We start from the raw sequence: 20,346 nt of genomic DNA, 5'->3' as shown, positions 1-20,346 counted from the left end.
GAGAATAGGAATTTGCCCGTCCGACAACATGCCGCGCCGTTGCGATTCGTGATCGCTTTCATGGTTTTAATTTGGCCAAAGTTGTCTACTTCGCTAACAAAAGTTAGACATCGATAAGCTAAAGGATGTAATCGATCTAATGAATGGATAATAACTATCTGTCTTAAAACCTATTTTTTGCTAACAGGTGAAGAAAATAACCTCGCCCTTTCCTGGACAAGAGGACTACTGGTGATCTACAAATCCATTGCTGACCGCCTGCGGCTACGGCTGAATTCTGCCGACTTCGCCATCGGCAGCCCGCTGCCGGGAGAGAAAAAACTGGCCGAGGAGTTCGGGGTGGCGCGCATGACCATCCGCAAAGCCATCGACCTGCTGGTGGACTGGGGGCTGGTGGTCCGTCGTCACGGCTCGGGGACCTACGTGGCGCGCAAAGACGTCCATCATGAAACCAGCAATCTCACCGGCCTGGCGGAAGTGCTGCGCAAACAGGGTAAAGAGGTGGTGAGTCAGGTGCTGGCCTTCGAGGTGATGCCCGCCCCGCCGGCCATCGCCAGTCTGCTGCGGATTAAAATTGATGAACGGATCTACTTCTCACGGCGGGTGCGCTTCGTCGACGGCAAGCCGCTGATGCTGGAGGATAGCTATATGCCGGTGAAGCTGTTCCGCAACCTGTCGCTGAGTCATCTGGAAGGGTCGAAATTTGATTATATTGAGAAGGAGTGCGGGATCATCATCAGCGGGAACTATGAAACGCTGACGCCGGTGCTGGCGGACAAGCAGCTGGCGCGCTCAATGAACGTCCCGGAGCAGACGCCGCTGCTGCGTATTACCTCCCTTTCCTACAGCGACAGCGGCGAGTTTCTTAACTATTCGGTCATGTTCCGCAACGCCAGCGAGTATCAGGTGGACTACCATCTGCGCCGCGTCCAGACGCACAGCCCGCTAGCTCAGCCCCCAGAACAGCACGGCGAGTAGCTGCGGGGTGATAATCCGCAGAAACATCACCAGCGGATAGACGGTAGCGTAAGAGAGCGCCGCCGCGCCGCTGGTGGCGTGCAGATTGTTGGCGAAGGCCAGCGCCGGCGGGTCGGTCATCGAGCCGGCCAGCATGCCGCACAGCGTCAGATAGTTCATGTTCGCCAGCATGCGCGCGAGAATGCCTACCGTCAGCAGCGGGATGGCGGTGATGAAAATGCCGTAAGCGATCCAGCTCAGGCCATCGCCCTGGGTCAGGGTCGCCACAAAGTCGCCCCCCGATTTTAGCCCGACCACCGCCAGAAACAGCACGATCCCCAGCTCGCGCAGCGCCAGGTTGGCGCTCGGCGGCATAAACCAGTACAGCTTGCCGATGCTACCGATGCGCCCGAGAATCAGCGCCATAATCAGCGGCCCCCCGGCCAGCCCCAGCTTCAGGGCGGCGGGGAAGCCGGGAATAAACAACGGGATAGAACCCAGCAGTACCCCGAGGCCGATGCCGATAAATACCGGCAGCATCTGAACCTGCTGCAGCTTCTGCTGGGCGTTACCCAGCTCGGCGGCCACGGCGTCAATCGCCTCCGGACGGCCGACCAGGTTGAGGATATCGCCAAACTGCAGGCTGGCGCTGCTGCTGGCCACCAGTTCGACGCCTGCGCGATTAAGCCGGGAGATCACCACGTCATAGCGCTGTTTGACGTGCAGATCGCGTATTTTCTTCCCCAGCACTTTCTCGTTAGTCACCACCACCCGCTCCACCTTCAGGTCGGTGCCGCGCGTTGACAGCGAGGTGGCCACCTCCTGGCCGATCACCAGTTGCGCATTGTGCAGATCCTCCGGCCGCCCCACCAGGTGCAGCAGATCGCCGGCCTGGATAAGGGTTCCCGGCGCAGGCACCATCAGCAGCTCACCGCGCTTCAGCCGCGAACAGACGATATTGTCGCTGTTGAGCATCGGCACATCCTGAATCGCCATCTGGTGGAGGTTGGGGTTCTCCACCCGCACGTTGATGGTGTGCAAATGGGCATGGCCGTTGCCGCTGCTCTCCTCAAACTGCTGGGCCTCTTTCTCGACATTGATGCGAAAGAACAGGCGCACCAGCCACATGGTCAGCAGAATGCCGCAGATGCCGAACGGATACGCCATCGCGTAGCTCATCCCCATCTGATCGACCACCTCGAACGGCACCCCGAGATCGCGCAGGATTTGCTGCCCGGCCCCCAGCGCCGGCGTGTTGGTCACCGCGCCGGAGAAGATGCCAAGCACCACCGGGAGAGGAATATTGAACAGCTTATGCAGCACCGCGGTGACCAGGCCGCCGAGAATCACGATCAGGATAGCGAACAGATTGAGCCGCAGGCCTGAGACCCGCAGCGAGGCGAAAAAGCCCGGTCCCACCTGGATACCGATGGTGTAGACAAACAGGATCAAGCCGAATTCCTGAATAAAATGCAGCATCGGGCTGCTGAGGGCGACGCCCGCCTGATCGACAAAGTGACCGACGATAATGCCGCCAAATAACACGCCGCCAATACCAAAGCCAACGCCGCGGATTTTGACATTGCCGATCCACAACCCAACCACCGCCACCAGCGCCAGTACGCTGACCGTCAATGCTATCTCACTCATGGTACCGTCCCTGTGAATAACATTATTATTAACAGGGATTATGACCGCGACCAGGCGGGTTGTATGCTGCCTGGCGCACAATACCAGCAAACAGACAGGCACAAAAAAGCCCCGAAAATCGGGGCCTTATAAGTTATTCGCTTAATTAACTATTTAACGCCGGTCGTTCGCTGATGGCGATACGCTGCGGGGCGATCTGCTCAGGCTCATTGCGGGTCAGATCGATATGCAGCAGACCGTTGGTGAAGGTCGCGCCAGAGACCTCCATGTTGTCAGCGAGGGTAAAGCTCAGGCTGAAGGCCTGGCTCACCAGCCCCTGGTGCAGCCAGGTGGTCTCTTTTTCCGGCTGCTGCGGCGTGCCTTTTACCACCAGACGGGTGCCTTCCAGTTGAATATCCAGATCTTCCTGACGGAAACCGGCCAGCGCAAGGGTGATGCGGTAGTGGTTATCGTCGCTTTTTTCGATGTTATAGGGCGGGAAGCTCTGGCTTTCACCGGCGGTTTGCAGGGCGCTGGCCAGTTTGTCAAAACCGATCCATTGACGCAGCAGGGGGGATAAATCGTAGTTACGCATACTGTTTTCTCCTTCTAAGAAGCGAGTGAATGTCTGCGAATTGCGTGAATTCGCATCTGCTCCCTGACGGCGAGCAGGTTGTTACATCAGGCCGCCTTGCGGCCTGAGAGAGACAATTAGTTGATTTCGATACGGCGCGGCTTGTTCGCTTCCGGGATCACCCGTTCCAGATCGATATACAGCAGACCGTTTACCAGGTTGGCGCCGCGGACATGAATGTTTTCCGCTAGCTGGAATTTGCGCTCGAAGTTGCGCTCGGCGATCCCCTGATACAGGTAGGTCCGCTCTTTCTGCTCGGCAGCGTGGGCGCCTTTGACGATCAGCAGATTGTCCTGGGCGGTGATCTCCAGTTCGCTTTCAGCAAAGCCGGCCACCGCGATGGCGATGCGATAGTGGTTTTCGTCTACCAGCTCGACGTTATACGGAGGGTAGCCGCCATTGCTCTGGCTTTGATTGTTTTCCAGCAGGTTAAACAGGCGGTCGAAACCAATGGCTGAACGATAAAGCGGGGAGAGATCGAAGTTACGCATAATAAATAGCTCCTGAAAATCAGCGAGAATCAAATGACCTTCCATCGTGGACAGGCCGCGGTAATCCGGAATACCCCTCAGGCGTATTCTCAGCGGGTTACACCTATAAAATGGGTTTCTCCCCGTCCTTTTCAAGGGATTCGGGGCGTTTTTTTTTGCAGTTTGCCGATGATTGCTTAGACTGGGGGGAGGAGCACAAAAAGCAAAGTGCGATGCCCGCCACAGTGCGGCGCAATAACGCTATGCATTCACGGGATGGCCCGATATAACCCAACAAGGTTATCTCAACGCCCGAAACGACGATGGAAGAACAATGAAAAGCAGACGACTGTTAAAGCTGGTCCTGTTCAGCGGGATAATAAGCCTGAGCGGTTGCTCCAGCGTAATGTCACATACCGGTGGCAAAGAGGGAACCTATCCGGGCACGCGATCCAGTGCGCAAACGCTGGGGGACAGCAATACCAACTGGGGTGTGAAATCGCTGGTGGCGCTGGACATGCCGTTCACCGCCGTCATGGATACCCTGCTGCTGCCGTGGGATATGTTCCGCACCGACAGCTCAATCAAATCTCGGGTCGAAAAGAGCGAGAAGGCCACGCTGGCGACCAACTCGGTGATCCCGCCAGCGCCGATGCCTGCCCAGTAAGTTATCGCCCGGTCTGCGTAACCCACAGCTGACGATAACCGTCCACCTCCTCCATCCAGGCAATCTGTTTACCGTCTGGCGAAAAGACGATCGCGTCCGCCGAGGGCGCATGAGCATGCGCCTCGGTTAAAAAGGTGATATCGCCTGTGCCGGCATGACAGCAGGCAATCCGCCCCTCCAGTACAAAGCCCAGCCACTCTCCCGACGGATGCCAGTTAAACGCCGACTGGATACCCGACGCGTGATGCGTCAACTGCCGCGGCTCGCCCCCCCGCGGGGAAATAAGCCATAGCTGCACTACGCCGGCGTCGTCGCGCATCAGAAAGGCTATCGCCGTCGCCTGCGGATTGGCGCGCACCCAGTGGCGCGGAACGTTCACCAGCCCCGGGTAGCGGCGATGGTGGGTGAAGGTCAAACGACGCTGACTGACGCCCGCCGGCGGCGCCGGCATCGTGGTTGCGGTGCCCGCCAGCGGCGCCCCGCCGGGCTGCTTCCAGCCGGCTTCATCCTGCGGCAGCTCGACAATAAACAGCTCCGGGACTTTGTCGCCGTTTTCCGCCAGCGTATCGCCAATAAACGCCAGCGCATGGTTCCCGACCCAGCCCTCTTCATAGGCGCGATTAATCTCATCGCTGCCCGGCGCGGGAGTCGGCGTCGTGCGGCTCACCAGCACGCACCAGTGGCTGCCGCCGTATTCGCGCGGATGGTGGCCCGGCGGCGTCACGGGTCCATACGGCGCCGCCACGCCGACGTTGCGCAGATCCAACGCCGGGTCGCGCTCATGCAACACATGATCGTTGTAGGTAAAACTGACCAGTTGGCCGTTGGGGCTATAGACATGGACGTGGCTGCCGCCGCGCAGCGCCCCGGGGGTGTAAGGGGCGGTAATGTCCATGGCGTCCAGATTCTCGACGGTATCCTGAAAGGCCACCACCCCGCGACGGTGATGAAAATCATACTGCCACTGTGCATCCGGCCGCTCGGGGCCGTGAATGAACACGTAGCGCTCCTGGGTTGGATGCACGGTCACCACGCCGACGTGCGCGCCTTGCGTGGCACGATAAATGGTCTCCACCGCGCCGCTGTTTACGTTCACTCGCTCTATGGTCTCGCCGGTGAACGACGCGCCGGACGGGCGGACGTCGTACACCAGCCACTGGCTGTCGGGGGTCCAGGTGCGGGTGTTGGTGAGCTGGTGGTTGCGAGGAGCAAAGGTAACTTGTTTCATGGTGTGCTGACCGGGCCGATATGAGAGTAGCCTTAGCATACCGCAATCCGCACCGGGTTGAATGCCCGGCGACGAGCTTAAAACGCTTCGCCGACCTGGAAGTAAAAGCCGCTGCTGCCTTTGCCGATACCGTAGTCGAGGCGAACGTTAACGCGAGGTTTGAATTCAAAGCGGTAGCCAACGCCCGCCGAAGGCAGCCAGCGGTCATTATTCAGCGACGACAGTGAAGGCCCCATGGTTCCCGCCCCGGCCCAGGCGACAATCCCGTGCCGCCAGGTGAGCTGCCGGCGATATTCCAGCTGACCGCTGACGACGTTTTTATCCCGGTAGCGCCCCTGGTAGTAGCCGCGCATCCGTTCATCGCTGCCCAGCAGCGGCATCATGCTCCACGGTACCTCGCCCTGGGTGAAGGCGCCATCGGCCTCCCAGGCGAGGACGCTCTTCTCGCTGAGGGCATGATAATGGCTGTAGTGCAGCTGAAATTCTTCAAAGCGGGTATCGCTGCCTAAGCCGGGCGCATAGTGGGTGTAACGGAAGTTGGCATACTGACCCCGGCGCGGGTTGGGGACGAAGTCGCGATCGTCCCAGTTGAGCGCGACGCTGGCACCCGAGCTGAATACCGACGGTCCCTGCGGGGTATTTTCAATTTTCGGCAGATCGTTATGGTCCATCTTATCGGCATTCTGCGCCGCCAGCGACCATCCAGCGCCGAGATAAACATTGTCGATGAGCTGCCGGTAGACCGTCGGGCGCAGGGTCAGCACCTGGGCGGTATATTTCTCTTTTTCGTTGTCTTTATCGCCGGCATGAAAGCCTTGTCCCCAGAAGTACGTCGGGGTGTTGGCCATTGAACCATCAACAAAAATTCGCCATCGGTCGTGGTCAAAAAAAGCGTAGTTTTTCACGCTAAGGCCAAAGGCCCCGGTGGAGCTGGCGTAGCCGCTGAGCGTCAGCGTGGAATTCTGGCTGGTGGTATCCTGCGGATCGGGACGGTAGAGACCGACGACGGCAGTGCCGATGCCCAGCCCCAGCTCCGGCGTATAAAACGGACCGGGCATCATGCCCCAGTCAATGCCTTTGCTGGCGTCGAACTTATCGCTGGCGCCGAGATGCTGCAGCCAGCCGTCGATTTGCTCGCGGCTGATGGCCTTGGCCTGGACCGGCGCGCATAGCGCGCATGTCAGAAGCAACAGAACAGGGTTAAGCGGTCGGCTCAAAAGCGATACTCACCGGAGATAAAGAAGCTGTTACGTTCGGCAAAACCAAACTCCGTGGTGATGTTAAAATTCTGCGTCAGCTCATACTGTGCGCCCACCAGCACGTTCCACGGCGACTGCAGATGCTGCTTCACATCGAAGCGACCGTTATTGTCCTGGTTGGCCAGGTTGACCATATTCTGCAGCAGCGGCGACGGCATCGAGAGATCGTTAAGGCTGCCCTTAAACTCCTGCTGCACGTCCTGATACATGCTGCCGACCCACAGGTTCAGCTTACCGGCGGGGAGATGTAGCGCATCGACCGAAGGCGTATTGAAACGATAGCCTACGCGCGGCGAAAAGGTAAACGCATCAATGCTGCCGTCGAGGATATCAAAGCGGGTCTGGGTGTAGTTAGCGTCCAGCACCGTAAACCAGTTGCCGACGCCGCCCACCAGCGTGGTGCCCATCCCATAGGTGGTACCTTTAAAATCGAGGCGAAAGTCGAGGTCCTGCATCCCGGGCATGGGCACCACTTTGCCGTTCGGTCCCTTCAGGCCGACGGCAATCTGCGAAATGGAGTGTCCCTCGGTGTGTCCGACGAGACCATAAACATTCATAAACGGCAGCAGCCAGGCATCCAGCTTGAGCGTCTCGGTTTTGCTGCTTTCCCGCGTATGACCAACGCCAATCTGGAAGGCGTTATCCAGTGAGACCGGCCCCTTAGCGAAAATGTTCTTCACGGCGTGTTTGCAAACAGGATCCTTACCGCAATCGATATTGCGGCCGTCCAGCGACAGGCCGGTGAAGCTAATGCTGTCGACATTAATATTCTGCCGCATATCCATATAATTAATGCTGACGCCAAACGGCAGCGGCAGGACGTAGCCACGTTTTCTGGCCTCATCGCCTAGAAATGGCAATATCGGCGCCGATTCCGCTGTCTCAGTCTCGGTGTCGACCGGCGCCGGCAGATCCGCAGGCTCGGCGCCGTGATAGGCGTACGCCGGCTCAAGCGGCGTCGTTGGTTCCGCGGCCGCGCAAATCTGAACAGAGGCGAATGGCAGCGTAACCAACATCAAATAATGGCGTTTATTCATGAAAAATCTGATGTTAGTTCTGAATTGCAAAAAAAGAGGGCGGGTAGCTTATAGAATCCCCTGTGCGGAATAAGGGATTTAAATGCGGATTAACATCTGTTCATGAAAAAAGAGAAGACAGGCCCGAAGAACGCCGGGCCTGAAGGAAGCTTACGCTAAAACGTATTTTTCAATAGCGAAGGCGACGCCATCATCGAGGTTCGATTTGGTAATGAAGTTCGCCGCCTCTTTAACCGCCGGAATGGCGTTATCCATCGCCACGCCGACGCCGGCAAATTCAATCATCGCGATATCATTTTCCTGATCGCCAATCGCCATAATCTCTTCTGGTTTGATACCCAGCGCATCGGCCAGCGACTTCACGCCGGTGCCTTTATTGACGCGTTTATCCAGTATTTCGAGGAAGTAAGGCGCGCTTTTCAGCACGGTGTACTTCTCTTTCACTTCCGCCGGGATACGGGCGATGGCCTGGTCGAGGATCGCCGGCTCATCGATCATCATGACTTTCAGCAACTGGATTTCAGGGTCCATCTTTTCCGCTTCGCAGAACACCAGCGGGATGGTTGCCACATAGGATTCATGCACGGTGTAGTAGCTGATATCGCGGTTTGCGGTATACAGCGTATTGCGATCGAGCGCGTGGAAGTGGGAGCCGACTTCGCGGGAGAGCTGTTCGAGGAAGCGATAGTCGTCATAGCTCAGCGCGGTTTGCGCCACGGTGCTGCCGTCCCCGGCTTTTTGCACCAGCGCGCCATTGTAGGTAATGCAGTAATCACCCGGCTGCTCCATATGCAGCTCTTTCAGATAGCTGTGAACGCCGGCGTAAGGGCGGCCGGTGGTCAGCACCACGTTGACGCCGCGCTCACGCGCCGCGGCAATGGCGGCTTTCACCGCAGGAGAGATGGTATGGTCTGGCAGCAGCAGAGTGCCGTCCATATCGATTGCAATCAGTTTAATAGCCATAGGATCCCCGGGTAAGATGAGTCTTCCCTCATGCTAACGCGATTCCGCTCAAAAAACAGTAAAAGTGTCGGCCAGAAAGGGGGATGGAACCGCAGCAGAGGATTCCTCTTTTACTGGCAAAGAAAAGCCCGGTCGCGCCATGCGACCGGGCTCAGACATTCCGTTACCCCGGGCAAACTCGCTCCGGGGGAACACGGCTTAGATATCGATATTCGCCGCTTTCAGGGCGTTTTCTTCGATAAAGGCGCGACGTGGTTCAACCGCATCACCCATCAGGGTGGTGAACAGCTGATCGGCAGCAATGGCATCCTTGACGGTGACGCGCAGCATGCGGCGGCTGTCCGGATCCATGGTGGTCTCCCACAGCTGATCCGGGTTCATCTCGCCCAGACCTTTATAGCGCTGGATAGAGAGGCCGCGACGGGACTCTTTCACCAGCCAGTCCAGGGCCTGCTCGAAGCTGGCCACCGGCTGACGACGTTCGCCGCGCTCGATGTAAGCATCTTCTTCCATCAGGCCGCGCAGTTTCTCGCCCAGGGTACAGATACGGCGATATTCCGGCCCCATAATGAACTCATTATCCAGCGGATAGTCGGTGTCCACGCCGTGGGTACGAACGCGAATAACTGGTTCAAAATGCTGCAGCTCTTTGTTCTCGTGGAGATCAAATTTCCACTGGCTGCCGTGCTGCTCTTTCTCATTCAGCTCGGATACCAGCGTGTTCACCCAGCGGGTCACCTTCTGTTCGTCAGCCAGATCGGCCTCGGTCAGGGTCGGCTGATAGATAAGCTCTTTCAGCAGCGCTTTCGGGAAGCGGCGCTCCATGCGGCCAATCATTTTCTGGGTGGCGTTAAACTCGGCAACCAGTTTTTCCAGCGGTTCGCCCGCCAGCGCCGGCGCATTGGCGTTAGTATGCAGGGTCGCACCGTCAAGAGCGATAGCGATCTGATACTGATCCATCGCTTCGTCGTCTTTAATGTACTGTTCCTGTTTGCCTTTCTTCACTTTGTACAGCGGCGGCTGGGCAATATAGACGTGGCCGCGCTCGACGATCTCCGGCATCTGACGATAGAAGAAGGTCAACAGCAGGGTACGAATGTGCGAGCCGTCGACGTCCGCATCGGTCATGATGATGATGCTGTGATAGCGCAGTTTGTCCGGGTTGTACTCATCGCGCCCGATGCCGCAGCCCAGAGCGGTGATCAGCGTGGCCACTTCCTGGGAAGAGAGCATTTTATCGAAGCGGGCTTTCTCAACGTTGAGGATTTTACCCTTCAGCGGCAGGATCGCCTGATTCTTGCGGTTACGCCCCTGTTTAGCAGAGCCGCCCGCAGAGTCCCCTTCCACCAGGTACAGTTCGGAGAGCGCCGGGTCGCGTTCCTGGCAGTCCGCCAGTTTGCCCGGCAGGCCAGCCAGATCCAGCGCGCCTTTACGGCGGGTCATCTCACGGGCACGACGCGCGGCTTCGCGCGCGCGCGCGGCGTCAATAATTTTGCCGACCACGATTTTCGCATCGGACGGGTTTTCCAGCAGGTATTCGCTCAGCAGTTCGTTCATCTGCTGCTCAACCGCCGATTTCACCTCGGAGGAGACCAGCTTGTCTTTGGTCTGTGAGGAGAATTTCGGATCCGGCACTTTCACCGATACCACGGCAATCAGGCCTTCACGGGCGTCGTCGCCGGTGGCGCTGACTTTCGCTTTTTTACTGTAGCCCTCTTTGTCCATGTAGGCGTTGAGGGTACGGGTCATCGCCGCACGGAAGCCGGCAAGGTGAGTACCACCGTCACGCTGCGGAATGTTATTGGTAAAGCAGTAAATGTTTTCCTGGAAGCCATCGTTCCACTGCAGGGCCACTTCCACACCGATACCGTCTTTTTCCGTAGAAAAATAGAAGATATTCGGATGGATCGGCGTTTTGTTCTTATTGAGATACTCAACGAACGCCTTGATGCCGCCTTCGTAGTGGAAATGATCTTCTTTGCCGTCGCGCTTATCGCGCAGGCGGATAGAGACCCCGGAGTTCAGGAACGACAGCTCGCGCAGGCGTTTCGCCAGGATATCGTATTCAAACTCGGTGACGTTGGTGAAGGTTTCCAGGCTTGGCCAGAAACGCACCATGGTGCCGGTTTTGTCGGTTTCGCCAGTCACGGCCAGCGGCGCCTGCGGCACACCGTGTTCGTACATCTGCTTGTGAACTTTGTTATCGCGCTGGATAACCAGCTCCAGCTTCTGCGACAGGGCGTTTACCACCGAGACGCCTACGCCGTGCAGACCGCCGGAGACTTTATAGGAGTTATCATCGAATTTACCGCCAGCGTGCAGGACGGTCATGATAACTTCCGCTGCGGAGACGCCCTCTTCCGGGTGAATGCCGGTCGGGATGCCGCGGCCGTCATCCTGGACGGAGACGGAGTTATCGCTGTGGATGGTCACCACGATATCTTTGCAGTAACCCGCGAGCGCTTCGTCGATAGCGTTATCCACAACCTCGAATACCATGTGGTGCAGACCGGTGCCGTCATCCGTGTCGCCGATATACATACCCGGGCGCTTACGCACCGCATCCAGCCCTTTCAGGACTTTGATACTGGAGGAGTCATAAGAATTCGACATCAACGTTTCTCGCTCATTTAATCTTGGGTTAATCCGTTATTTTACCTTTTTCCACGCGGAACATCTTCGAATTTTTGTCCGACATGTCCATAACGTGCTCAGCGCTGATCGCGCTGACGAAAACCTGCGACTGCGTCGCTTTCAGGCGACTGGATAACAGACCGCGGCGGGCATCATCGAGTTCCGAGGCAAAATCATCTATCAGGTACAGGCAGCGCCGCCCGCTGACGCGGGTGAGGAACTCGCCCTGCGCCAGACGCAGGGCGCACATCAGCAGCTTAAGCTGCCCGCGCGACAAGGTATCTTCCACCGGCGCCCCGTCGGCACGAATACGGAAATCCGCTTTATGCGGGCCGTGGGCGGTATAGGTTAACATTCTGTCGCGCTCGAAATTCCGCTCCAGCACTTCAGCGTAGTCGGTCTCTTTTTCCCAGCCGCGCTGGAAGGAGAAAGAGAGCGAGAATTCCGGTAAAAATTGCTGACAGGTATCCGCCATGTCTTCGACGATAGCGGCGCTGTATTCGGCACGCCAGCGGCTGATCTGCTCCGCCAGCGGGATTAATTCCAGATCCCATGGCCGCAGCTGGGCATAGCGGCTGACCTGACGCAGCGCGGCGTTGCGCTGCTTGACCAGGCGCTTCAGGTTGCTCCAGGCGGTGAAGAATCCGGCTTCGTTATGAAAGCATCCCCAGTCAAGGAATGCTCTTCTGTATTTGGGGCCGCCGTTGAGTAAAGTAAACCCCTCCGGCGTAATCAGCTGCATCGGCATCAGGTGCGCCAGCTCCGCCACTTTGTGGCCGTCGGTGCCGTCGATACGCACCTTGCTGTCGCCCTGTTTGTCTTTGGTCAGGCCGATGGCGGTTTCCCGCTCTTCGCCCTGTAAACGCCCGTGCAGAACAAACGCATCCTGCTCGTGGCGGATCACCCGGCCAATTTGCAAACTGCGAAACGCCCGGCCGTGGCCAAGCGTGTAGATGGCTTCCAGCACGCTGGTTTTGCCGCTGCCGTTGGCGCCAACCAGGAAGTTAAAGCCGGGAGATAAAGCGAGATCCGCATGTTCAATATTGCGGAAGTCTTTGATCAGGAGTCGGGATAGCGACATATCAGCTCGTCATCATTCAAGGGGCGTGGGTGTCGCAGCCAGTTCGTCTACCGCCAGCGCGCAGAAAGCGGAGCGTACACGAAGTACGTGAGCATTTCGAGCACTGCCGGAAGGCGAAATGGCAAGTAAACCAGCCCCTTTGCAGATTCTACAATCGCATTGGCATGACAACGTAGGCGGCGGATTGCGAAGCCGCATCCTCAATCTGCACGCTCGACACCGAATCCGTCAGCAGAATCCGTACATTCTCGCACTTCAGCGCGTTCAGCACATCCAGCACGTAGCTAACGTTGAAGCCAATCTCCATCTCCGTTCCGGCGTAGGTCACGTCCAGAATCTCTTCCGCTTCTTCCTGCTCCGGGTTATTGGCGGTGATTTTCAGCTGATTTTCGCTCACGTACAGCCGCACGCCGCGGAATTTCTCATTGGAGAGAATCGCCGCGCGGGCAAAAGCCTGCTTCAGAATATCGCAGCCCGCTTCGAGGTGTTTATCCGGATTTTTCGGCAATACGCGGCGATAATCCGGGAAACGGCCATCAACCAGCTTCGAAGTGAAGATAAAATCGCCGACGTGGGCGCGGATGTTATTGCTGCCAATCTGCACGCGCAGCGGCGTATCACCGCCGTCGAGCATCCGCATCAGCTCAATCACCCCTTTACGCGGCACGATCACCGAATGGTTCGGCAGCGACGCTTCCAGCGGCATCGAACAGACCGCCAGACGGTGGCCGTCGGTAGCAACGGTGCGCAGTTCGCTGCCTTCGGTTTCGAACAGCATACCGTTTAAGTAGTAACGAACATCCTGGTGCGCCATCGAGAACTGGGTCGCTTCGATCAGACGCTTCATGGTCGCCTGCGGCAGGGTAAATTCCACCTCGCTCTGCCAGTCGTCAAGATTCGGGAAATCGGCAGCGGGCAGGGTCGACAGCGAGAAGCGGCTGCGGCCGGAACGCACCAGCATGCGATCGCCTTCCAGCTGCACCGCGATCTCCGCGCCTTCCGGCAGGCCGCGGCAGATATCAAAGAATTTACGCGCCGGAACGGTGGTGGCGCCCGCTTCGTGCGGCTGAACCAGCGCCACGCGCGCCACCATCTCCATTTCAAGATCGGTACCGGTCAGCGACAGCGCGCCGTCCGCGACCTGAAGCAGCAGGTTACCGAGAATGGGCAGCGTCGGACGACCACCTAACGGACCGCTCACCTGTTGCAGCGGTTTTAATAAATGTTCACGTTCTACGGTAAATTTCATAGCGTCACGAGGATAATGTTCTGATTAAATTGGAAAAATCTTCTTTAATGTCGTGGCTTTCTTCACGCAGCTGCTCAATCTTGCGGCAGGCGTGCAGCACGGTGGTATGGTCGCGGCCGCCAAACGCATCGCCGATTTCCGGCAGGCTGTGGTTGGTCAGCTCTTTGGCCAGCGCCATCGCCATCTGGCGAGGACGCGCCACCGAACGGGAGCGGCGTTTGGACAGCAGATCCGCTACCTTAATCTTGTAGTACTCCGCCACCGTCTTTTGAATATTGTCGATGGTGACCAGTTTTTCCTGCAGCGCCAGCAAATCGCGCAGCGCTTCGCGCACGAAATCGATGGTGATCGCCCGGCCGGTGAAGTTGGCGTTGGCGATAACGCGGTTCAGCGCCCCCTCCAGCTCACGCACGTTTGAGCGCAGACGCTTGGCAATAAAGAACGCTACTTCACCCGGCAGGCGGATGTCGTTCTCATCGGCTTTTTTCATCAGGATCGCGACGCGGGTTTCCAGCTCCGGCGGCTCGATCGCCACCGTCAGCCCCCAGCCGAAGCGGGATTTCAGACGATCTTCTACGCCGTTGATCTCTTTGGGATAACGATCCGAGGTCAAAATGATCTGCTGATTACCTTCCAGCAGAGCATTGAAGGTATGGAAAAACTCTTCCTGGGATCGCTCTTTATTGGCGAAGAACTGAATGTCATCGATCAGCAGGGCGTCAACGGATCGGTAGTAGCGCTTAAATTCTTCGATGGCGTTGTTCTGCAGCGCTTTAACCATGTCCTGAACGAAACGCTCCGAGTGCATATAGACCACTTTGGCGTTCGGTTTACGGGCCACGATACCGTTCCCCACCGCGTGCAGCAGGTGGGTTTTGCCCAGACCCGTCCCGCCATAAAGGAACAGGGGGTTGTAGGCGCCGCCCGGGTTATCCGCCACCTGACGCGCCGCCGCGCGGGCCAGCTGGTTAGATTTACCTTCGACGAAGTTATCAAACGTGTGTTTCACGTTAACGTTAGAACGGTAGGTCGGCTCCGCTGGCGCCGGGACATTATCCCAGCCAGGGCGCACGATCGTCGGCGCCACGCGCGCGGTCTGCACCTGCGCCGCCGGGATAGTCGCTGCGGCCGGGCTTACCGCTCCTTTCTGCAGCGAGCTGGTGGGCTTAGCGCCCACCTCAAAACGCAGCTGCGGGGCGTCCGCACCGCAAAAATCATTGAGGAGTCCATTGATATTATTGAGGTATTTGTCCCTTACCCAGTCGAGCACAAAACGGTTTGGCGCATACAGTGCCAGCGTGTTATCGCTCAGTTCCGCCTGCAATGGGCGGATCCACATGCTGAATTCTGTGGCTGGTAACTCATCCTGCAATCGGGCAAGACACTGCTGCCAAAGCGAAAGTGACACGGCGGACTCCACTCGAACATAAAATCGATATCAAAGAAAAACTGAAACAATCGTGATTGTTGGCACACGTCGACAAGACCCTGCATTAGCCGAAAAGCCCCTGCACAAAAGGGGTGACGTGCGAACCGCTATCTGCGGTTATTTCCCGCTGCGGATCCGGGGATCGCGATCGGGACCGGGGATCATAGCCTAAACTGAGAAAGAGATCTTGTGTTTCTCAACAGATTCTTCCCGATTTATCCACAGGAAGGATCGAAACCGGGTAAGTGTAATCGATCCTGGAAGGAGTGAAGCACGATTTCCGCCGCATATTGGAAAAATTAATGAGCTATGCCGCTTTTGGGCGCAAACGATCTAACAAAGATCCTTCAGGATCCTTGCGCTTTACTGGCCAGGCCGTATAATCCCCCACCCGGCGCGTAATGCCCGTTTTCGTCACACGTCTCAGCTTATTTTTTGTGCGACGAGGTGCGAGAAATAAGGAAAGAGAATTGACTCCGGAGTGTACAATTATTACAATCCGGCCTCTTTAATCACCCACGCTGAGGCGTAAGTCGTTCGAAGTTCGTTCGGGTCTACGCAAAAGTCAGTGAATTTATTCAAGTTTAGGTAGAAATCGCCATGAAACGCACTTTTCAACCGTCTGTACTGAAGCGCAACCGTTCTCACGGCTTCCGTGCTCGTATGGCTACTAAAAATGGTCGTCAGGTTCTGGCACGTCGTCGTGCTAAAGGCCGCGCTCGTCTGACCGTTTCCAAGTAATAAAGCTAACCCTGCGTGGTTAAGCTCGCATTTCCCAGGGAGTTACGCTTGTTAACTCCCAGTCATTTCACTTTCGTCTTCCAGCAGCCACAACGGGCTGGCACGCCGCAAATCACCATCCTCGGCCGCCTGAATTCGCTGGGGCATCCCCGCATCGGTCTCACCGTCGCCAAGAAAAACGTGAAACGCGCACATGAACGCAATCGGATTAAACGTCTGACGCGTGAAAGTTTTCGTTTGCGTCAACATGAACTCCCACCTATGGATTTCGTGGTGGTGGCGAAAAGAGGGGTTGCCGACCTCGATAACCGTGCTCTCTCGGAAGCGTTGGAAAAATTATGGCGCCGCCATTGTCGCCTGGCTCGCGGGTCCTGATCGGCCTGATTCGAGTTTATCAGCGCCTGATTAGTCCGCTACTCGGGCCGCATTGTCGTTTCACCCCAACCTGTTCTCAATACGGAATTGAGGCCTTACGCAGGTTTGGAGTGATAAAAGGCAGTTGGTTGACGATGAAACGCGTATTAAAATGCCACCCTTTACACCCTGGTGGTGACGATCCCGTCCCGCCTGGACCATTTGATACCAGAGAACACTAACGATGGATTCGCAACGCAATCTTCTTATCATCGCTTTGTTGTTCGTGTCTTTCATGATCTGGCAAGCCTGGGAGCAGGACAAAAATCCGCAACCCCAGCAGCAGACCACGCAGACTACGACCACAGCAGCGGGTAGCGCCGCCGACCAGGGCGTACCGGCCAGTGGCCAGGGGAAACTGATTACGGTTAAAACCGACGTGCTTGAGCTGACTATCAACACCAACGGTGGCGATATTGAGCAGGCGCTGCTTCTGGCGTATCCAAAAACGCTGAAATCGACCGAACCGTTCCAGTTACTGGAAACCACCCCGCAGTTTGTCTACCAGGCGCAGAGCGGCTTAACCGGCCGTGACGGTCCGGATAACCCGGCAAACGGCCCGCGTCCGCTGTACAGCGTCGATAAAGAGGCGTTTGTGCTGGCCGATGGCCAGGATGAGCTCGTCATCCCGCTGACCTACACCGACAAAGCCGGCAACGTCTTCACCAAAACCTTCACCCTGAAACGCGGTGGCTATGCGGTGAACGTCGGTTATAGCGTGCAGAATGCCAGCGAGAAACCGCTGGAAGTCTCGACCTTCGGTCAGCTGAAGCAGACCGCTGCGCTGCCGTCCAGTCGCGATACGCAGACCGGCGGCCTGTCCACGATGCATACTTTCCGTGGCGCAGCGTTCTCCACCGCGGATTCGAAATACGAAAAATACAAATTCGATACCATTCTGGATAACGAAAACCTGAACGTTAGCACCAAAAACGGTTGGGTTGCCATGCTGCAGCAGTACTTCACCACCGCGTGGGTGCCGCAGAATAACGGGACGAATAACTTCTATACCGCCAACCTCGGCAACGGCATTGTTGCTATCGGCTATAAATCCCAGCCGGTACTGGTACAGCCTGGCCAAACCGACAAACTGCAGAGCACGCTGTGGGTCGGCCCGGCGATTCAGGACAAAATGGCTGCCGTCGCGCCGCACCTGGATCTGACCGTCGACTACGGCTGGCTGTGGTTCATCTCCCAACCGCTGTTCAAGCTGCTGAAGTTCATCCACAGCTTCCTCGGCAACTGGGGCTTCTCGATCATCGTCATCACCTTTATCGTTCGTGGCATCATGTACCCGCTGACCAAAGCGCAGTACACCTCCATGGCGAAGATGCGTATGCTGCAGCCGAAGATTCAGGCCATGCGCGAGCGTCTGGGCGACGATAAACAACGTCAAAGCCAGGAGATGATGGCGCTGTATAAAGCGGAGAAAGTGAACCCGCTGGGCGGCTGCTTCCCGCTGATTATTCAGATGCCGATCTTCCTTGCGCTGTACTACATGCTGAGCGCCTCGGTTGAACTGCGTCATGCGCCGTTTATCCTGTGGATCCACGACCTGTCTGCTCAGGACCCGTACTACATCCTGCCGATCATCATGGGCGCGACGATGTTCTTCATCCAGAAGATGTCGCCGACCACCGTGACTGACCCGATGCAGCAGAAGATCATGACCTTTATGCCGGTCATCTTCACGGTGTTCTTCCTGTGGTTCCCGTCTGGCCTGGTGGTGTACTACATCGTCAGCAACCTGGTGACCATTATTCAGCAGCAGCTGATTTACCGTGGTCTGGAGAAGCGTGGCCTGCATAGCCGCGAGAAGAAGAAATCCTGATACTCTTCATTCTTCAAGGCAACGCATCTGCGACTTGAATAACTTAGAGTAGTTACGGTAACGTTAATGCCAGAGAAGGCGGTCAATGGACCGCCTTTTTTACATCTACATAGAGAGTCACCATGAGCCATAACGACACTATCGTCGCCCAGGCAACCCCACCGGGACGCGGGGGTGTGGGCATCCTGCGCATCTCCGGCCTCAAAGCGCGCGACGTCGCGCAGGCGGTACTCGGCAAGCTGCCGAAACCGCGCTATGCCGACTACCTGCCGTTCAACGACGTTGACGGTACGCCGCTGGATCAGGGGATTGCGCTGTGGTTCCCCGGGCCGAACTCCTTTACCGGGGAAGATGTGCTTGAGCTGCAGGGCCACGGCGGCCCGGTCATTCTCGACCTGCTGCTTAAACGTATTCTGACCCTGCCGGGCCTGCGCATCGCCAGGCCCGGCGAATTCTCTGAGCGCGCGTTCCTTAACGACAAGCTCGACCTGGCGCAGGCAGAGGCCATCGCCGACCTTATCGACGCCAGCTCAGAACAGGCGGCGCGCTCGGCGCTGAACTCACTGCAGGGGGCCTTCTCCGCGCGGGTTAACCACCTTGTGGAAGCGCTCACTCACCTGCGCATCTATGTGGAAGCGGCGATTGATTTTCCGGATGAAGAAATTGATTTCCTCTCCGACGGCAAAATTGAAGCCCAGCTGAACGAGGTGATGGCCGACCTCGACGCCGTCCGCGCCGAAGCCCGTCAGGGCAGTCTGCTGCGCGAAGGGATGAAGGTGGTGATCGCCGGGCGGCCAAATGCCGGTAAATCGAGCCTGCTAAACGCCCTGGCGGGCCGCGAAGCAGCGATCGTCACCGACATCGCCGGCACCACCCGCGACGTGCTGCGCGAGCATATCCATATCGACGGCATGCCGCTGCATATCATTGATACCGCAGGCCTGCGCGACGCCAATGACGAAGTGGAACGTATCGGCATCGAGCGCGCCTGGCAGGAGATTGCCCAGGCCGATCGGGTGCTGTTTATGGTCGATGGCACCACCACCAGCGCCGTTGATCCGGCGGAGATCTGGCCAGATTTTATCGAGCGCCTGCCCGCTAAACTGCCGATTACCGTGGTGCGTAATAAAGCCGATGTCACCGGCGAAGCGCTGGGTATCAGCGAAGTAAATGGCCACTCACTGATCCGCCTGTCGGCACGCACTGGCGAAGGCGTCGAGGTGCTGCGTAACCACCTCAAGCAGAGCATGGGCTTCGATACCAATATGGAAGGCGGCTTCCTCGCCCGCCGTCGCCATCTGCAGGCGCTGGAAGAGGCGGCGGACCATCTGCAGCAGGGCAAAGCCCAGCTGCTGGGCGCCTGGGCCGGCGAGCTGCTGGCGGAAGAGCTGCGTCTCGCGCAGCAGGCGCTGAGCGAGATCACCGGGGAGTTCACCTCCGATGACCTGCTGGGCCGCATCTTCTCCAGCTTCTGTATCGGCAAATAACGTTTAGTCCGTAAATGTTCACTCACCCGCATTAACGCCGCGTTAATGCGGGTTTTTTCTTGCCCTTTGCGGCGCAACGTTCTCTACTTTTATCTCCCCTTAACCACGAGACTAAAGCATGACCGTTGAATATACCGTGATCGAGAAGGTGCCCTCCGCCGAAGCGTTTTGCCACCTGCGAGAGGTAGCGGGTATGTCGCCGCGCCCCCTGGAAGGCGCCAGAGCCGGGCTGCCGCGCAGCTGTTATGGCGTACATATCCTCTGGCAGGAGACGCCTATCGCCATGGGGCGCATCGTCGGCGACGGCGCAATTAATTTCGACATTGTCGACGTCGCCGTCGATCCGGCTCACCAGGGAAAGGGCCTTGGGCGGCTGGTGATGGAGAAGCTGGTTGCCTGGCTGGACGCTAACGCCTTTGACGGCGCCTACGTTACGCTGGTGGCGGATGTTCCGGAGCTGTACGCGAAGTTTGGCTTCGAAAGCGTTCGGCCGGAAAGCGAAGGGATGGCCCGCGTGTGGCGATGCCGGGGCCGCTAGTTCGCGTTTCCTGCCAGGAAAATAGCGTTGTCCAAATGGCAACTCGTCTTGCGGGACGTTCCTCACTATGCTGAACGCCATTCACATCGCGAGGATCT

Annotated in this window: 19 protein-coding genes and 1 other annotated feature; of the genes, 8 read left to right on the top strand and 11 right to left on the bottom strand. The window is 57.5% G+C overall.

What is annotated here, in order from left to right; genetic code table 11:
- The first annotated feature begins 231 nt into the window (after positions 1–231).
- Positions 232–978, top strand: coding sequence for a GntR family transcriptional regulator (locus ABLV64_RS12860; protein ID WP_004202269.1), 747 nt, complete (start codon positions 232–234; stop codon positions 976–978).
- On the opposite strand, the gene ABLV64_RS12855 is transcribed toward ABLV64_RS12860, so the two are convergent.
- The 3 genes from ABLV64_RS12855 to ibpA all read right to left on the bottom strand — a co-directional run bounded on the left by ABLV64_RS12855 (position 946) and on the right by ibpA (position 3,711).
- The gene (locus tag ABLV64_RS12855) at positions 946–2,607 is read right to left on the bottom strand and encodes a putative transporter (protein WP_004202271.1); all 1,662 of its coding nucleotides are present in this window, start codon (positions 2,605–2,607) and stop codon (positions 946–948) included. The genes ABLV64_RS12860 and ABLV64_RS12855 overlap by 33 nt on opposite strands.
- Positions 2,608–2,752: 145 nt before the next feature.
- Positions 2,753–3,181 (bottom strand): small heat shock chaperone IbpB, encoded by a 429-nt coding sequence (gene ibpB / locus ABLV64_RS12850; RefSeq protein WP_004145074.1) that lies wholly within the window; start codon positions 3,179–3,181, stop codon positions 2,753–2,755.
- 116 nt (positions 3,182–3,297) lie between these two features.
- Complete coding sequence (gene ibpA, locus ABLV64_RS12845) at positions 3,298–3,711, bottom strand: small heat shock chaperone IbpA (RefSeq protein WP_004151523.1); 414 nt, start codon at positions 3,709–3,711, stop codon at positions 3,298–3,300.
- Positions 3,705–3,780, bottom strand: a sequence feature (ROSE (Repression Of Heat Shock gene Expression) occurs in the 5'-region of heat shock genes and acts as an RNA thermometer to modulate expression.). Its footprint overlaps the gene before it by 7 nt.
- A 244-nt stretch (positions 3,781–4,024) precedes the next feature.
- Between ibpA and ABLV64_RS12840 the strand changes: the two genes are divergently transcribed.
- Entirely contained in the window at positions 4,025–4,357 is a 333-nt protein-coding gene (locus ABLV64_RS12840; RefSeq protein WP_004202272.1) for a YceK/YidQ family lipoprotein, read from the top strand.
- A 1-nt stretch (position 4,358) separates the two neighbouring features.
- Here ABLV64_RS12840 and ABLV64_RS12835 read toward each other — a convergent pair whose 3' ends face one another.
- From ABLV64_RS12835 to dnaA, 8 genes are all read right to left on the bottom strand, one after another.
- Positions 4,359–5,585, bottom strand: coding sequence for a DUF3748 domain-containing protein (locus ABLV64_RS12835; RefSeq protein ID WP_043522864.1), 1,227 nt, complete (start codon positions 5,583–5,585; stop codon positions 4,359–4,361).
- 77 nt (positions 5,586–5,662) lie between these two features.
- Positions 5,663–6,778: a BamA/TamA family outer membrane protein gene (locus ABLV64_RS12830; RefSeq protein ID WP_162492921.1), complete on the bottom strand. Its 1,116-nt coding sequence runs from the start codon at positions 6,776–6,778 to the stop codon at positions 5,663–5,665.
- Positions 6,779–6,798: 20 nt separating this feature from the next.
- Complete coding sequence (locus tag ABLV64_RS12825) at positions 6,799–7,881, bottom strand: hypothetical protein (RefSeq protein WP_004202278.1); 1,083 nt, start codon at positions 7,879–7,881, stop codon at positions 6,799–6,801.
- Positions 7,882–8,031: 150 nt separating this feature from the next.
- The gene (gene yidA, locus ABLV64_RS12820) at positions 8,032–8,844 is read right to left on the bottom strand and encodes a sugar-phosphatase (protein WP_004202280.1); all 813 of its coding nucleotides are present in this window, start codon (positions 8,842–8,844) and stop codon (positions 8,032–8,034) included.
- A 198-nt stretch (positions 8,845–9,042) separates the two neighbouring features.
- Positions 9,043–11,457, bottom strand: a complete 2,415-nt coding sequence (gene gyrB / locus ABLV64_RS12815) for a DNA topoisomerase (ATP-hydrolyzing) subunit B (protein ID WP_004202281.1) — start codon at positions 11,455–11,457, stop codon at positions 9,043–9,045.
- Between the two features lie 28 nt (positions 11,458–11,485).
- On the bottom strand, positions 11,486–12,559 hold the full coding sequence (recF, locus tag ABLV64_RS12810) for a DNA replication/repair protein RecF (protein WP_004202283.1): 1,074 nt from the start codon (positions 12,557–12,559) through the stop codon (positions 11,486–11,488).
- A gap of 148 nt (positions 12,560–12,707) precedes the next feature.
- Positions 12,708–13,808, bottom strand: coding sequence for a DNA polymerase III subunit beta (dnaN, locus tag ABLV64_RS12805; protein WP_004145090.1), 1,101 nt, complete (start codon positions 13,806–13,808; stop codon positions 12,708–12,710).
- A 4-nt stretch (positions 13,809–13,812) separates the two neighbouring features.
- Positions 13,813–15,216, bottom strand: coding sequence for a chromosomal replication initiator protein DnaA (gene dnaA, locus ABLV64_RS12800; RefSeq protein ID WP_004202285.1), 1,404 nt, complete (start codon positions 15,214–15,216; stop codon positions 13,813–13,815).
- A gap of 621 nt (positions 15,217–15,837) precedes the next feature.
- On the opposite strand from dnaA, the gene rpmH reads away from it, so the two are divergent.
- The 6 genes from rpmH to ABLV64_RS12770 all read left to right on the top strand — a co-directional run bounded on the left by rpmH (position 15,838) and on the right by ABLV64_RS12770 (position 20,248).
- Positions 15,838–15,978 (top strand): 50S ribosomal protein L34, encoded by a 141-nt coding sequence (gene rpmH / locus ABLV64_RS12795; protein WP_000831330.1) that lies wholly within the window; start codon positions 15,838–15,840, stop codon positions 15,976–15,978.
- A gap of 15 nt (positions 15,979–15,993) precedes the next feature.
- Positions 15,994–16,353 carry a ribonuclease P protein component gene (rnpA, locus tag ABLV64_RS12790; RefSeq protein ID WP_004151535.1) on the top strand — a complete coding sequence of 120 codons (360 nt, stop codon included), beginning with the start codon at positions 15,994–15,996 and terminating at the stop codon, positions 16,351–16,353.
- Positions 16,317–16,574, top strand: a complete 258-nt coding sequence (gene yidD, locus ABLV64_RS12785) for a membrane protein insertion efficiency factor YidD (protein WP_004151536.1) — start codon at positions 16,317–16,319, stop codon at positions 16,572–16,574. Before rnpA ends, yidD begins: the two co-directional genes overlap by 37 nt.
- Positions 16,575–16,576: 2 nt before the next feature.
- The gene (gene yidC / locus ABLV64_RS12780; RefSeq protein WP_017899657.1) at positions 16,577–18,223 is read left to right on the top strand and encodes a membrane protein insertase YidC; all 1,647 of its coding nucleotides are present in this window, start codon (positions 16,577–16,579) and stop codon (positions 18,221–18,223) included.
- Positions 18,224–18,345: 122 nt separating this feature from the next.
- Entirely contained in the window at positions 18,346–19,710 is a 1,365-nt protein-coding gene (mnmE, locus tag ABLV64_RS12775; protein WP_004202288.1) for a tRNA uridine-5-carboxymethylaminomethyl(34) synthesis GTPase MnmE, read from the top strand.
- Between the two features lie 118 nt (positions 19,711–19,828).
- A complete protein-coding gene (locus ABLV64_RS12770; RefSeq protein ID WP_004202289.1) occupies positions 19,829–20,248 on the top strand; it encodes a GNAT family N-acetyltransferase in 420 nt (139 codons plus the stop codon).
- Positions 20,249–20,346 lie beyond the last annotated feature (98 nt).

It is taken from the genome of Klebsiella sp. JB_Kp031, from assembly GCF_040064295.1.
In the GTDB taxonomy this organism is placed as follows: domain Bacteria; phylum Pseudomonadota; class Gammaproteobacteria; order Enterobacterales; family Enterobacteriaceae; genus Klebsiella; species Klebsiella quasipneumoniae.
Note: the sequence above shows the minus strand (reverse complement) of the source record. Positions and strands in the feature narration are given on the sequence as shown.

Bases quoted from the DNA above. Each gene is read 5' to 3' on its own strand.
- ABLV64_RS12855 (WP_004202271.1), bottom strand. From the start codon at position 2,607: ATGAGTGAGATAGCATTGACGGTCAGCGTACTGGCGCTGGTGGCGGTG.
- ibpB (WP_004145074.1), bottom strand. From the start codon at position 3,181: ATGCGTAACTACGATTTATCCCCCCTGCTGCGTCAATGGATCGGTTTT.
- ibpA (WP_004151523.1), bottom strand. From the start codon at position 3,711: ATGCGTAACTTCGATCTCTCCCCGCTTTATCGTTCAGCCATTGGTTTC.
- ABLV64_RS12840 (WP_004202272.1), top strand. From the start codon at position 4,025: ATGAAAAGCAGACGACTGTTAAAGCTGGTCCTGTTCAGCGGGATAATA.
- ABLV64_RS12835 (WP_043522864.1), bottom strand. From the start codon at position 5,585: ATGAAACAAGTTACCTTTGCTCCTCGCAACCACCAGCTCACCAACACC.
- ABLV64_RS12825 (WP_004202278.1), bottom strand. From the start codon at position 7,881: ATGAATAAACGCCATTATTTGATGTTGGTTACGCTGCCATTCGCCTCT.
- yidA (WP_004202280.1), bottom strand. From the start codon at position 8,844: ATGGCTATTAAACTGATTGCAATCGATATGGACGGCACTCTGCTGCTG.
- gyrB (WP_004202281.1), bottom strand. From the start codon at position 11,457: ATGTCGAATTCTTATGACTCCTCCAGTATCAAAGTCCTGAAAGGGCTG.
- recF (WP_004202283.1), bottom strand. From the start codon at position 12,559: ATGTCGCTATCCCGACTCCTGATCAAAGACTTCCGCAATATTGAACAT.
- dnaN (WP_004145090.1), bottom strand. From the start codon at position 13,808: ATGAAATTTACCGTAGAACGTGAACATTTATTAAAACCGCTGCAACAG.
- rpmH (WP_000831330.1), top strand. From the start codon at position 15,838: ATGAAACGCACTTTTCAACCGTCTGTACTGAAGCGCAACCGTTCTCAC.
- yidD (WP_004151536.1), top strand. From the start codon at position 16,317: ATGGCGCCGCCATTGTCGCCTGGCTCGCGGGTCCTGATCGGCCTGATT.
- yidC (WP_017899657.1), top strand. From the start codon at position 16,577: ATGGATTCGCAACGCAATCTTCTTATCATCGCTTTGTTGTTCGTGTCT.
- mnmE (WP_004202288.1), top strand. From the start codon at position 18,346: ATGAGCCATAACGACACTATCGTCGCCCAGGCAACCCCACCGGGACGC.
- ABLV64_RS12770 (WP_004202289.1), top strand. From the start codon at position 19,829: ATGACCGTTGAATATACCGTGATCGAGAAGGTGCCCTCCGCCGAAGCG.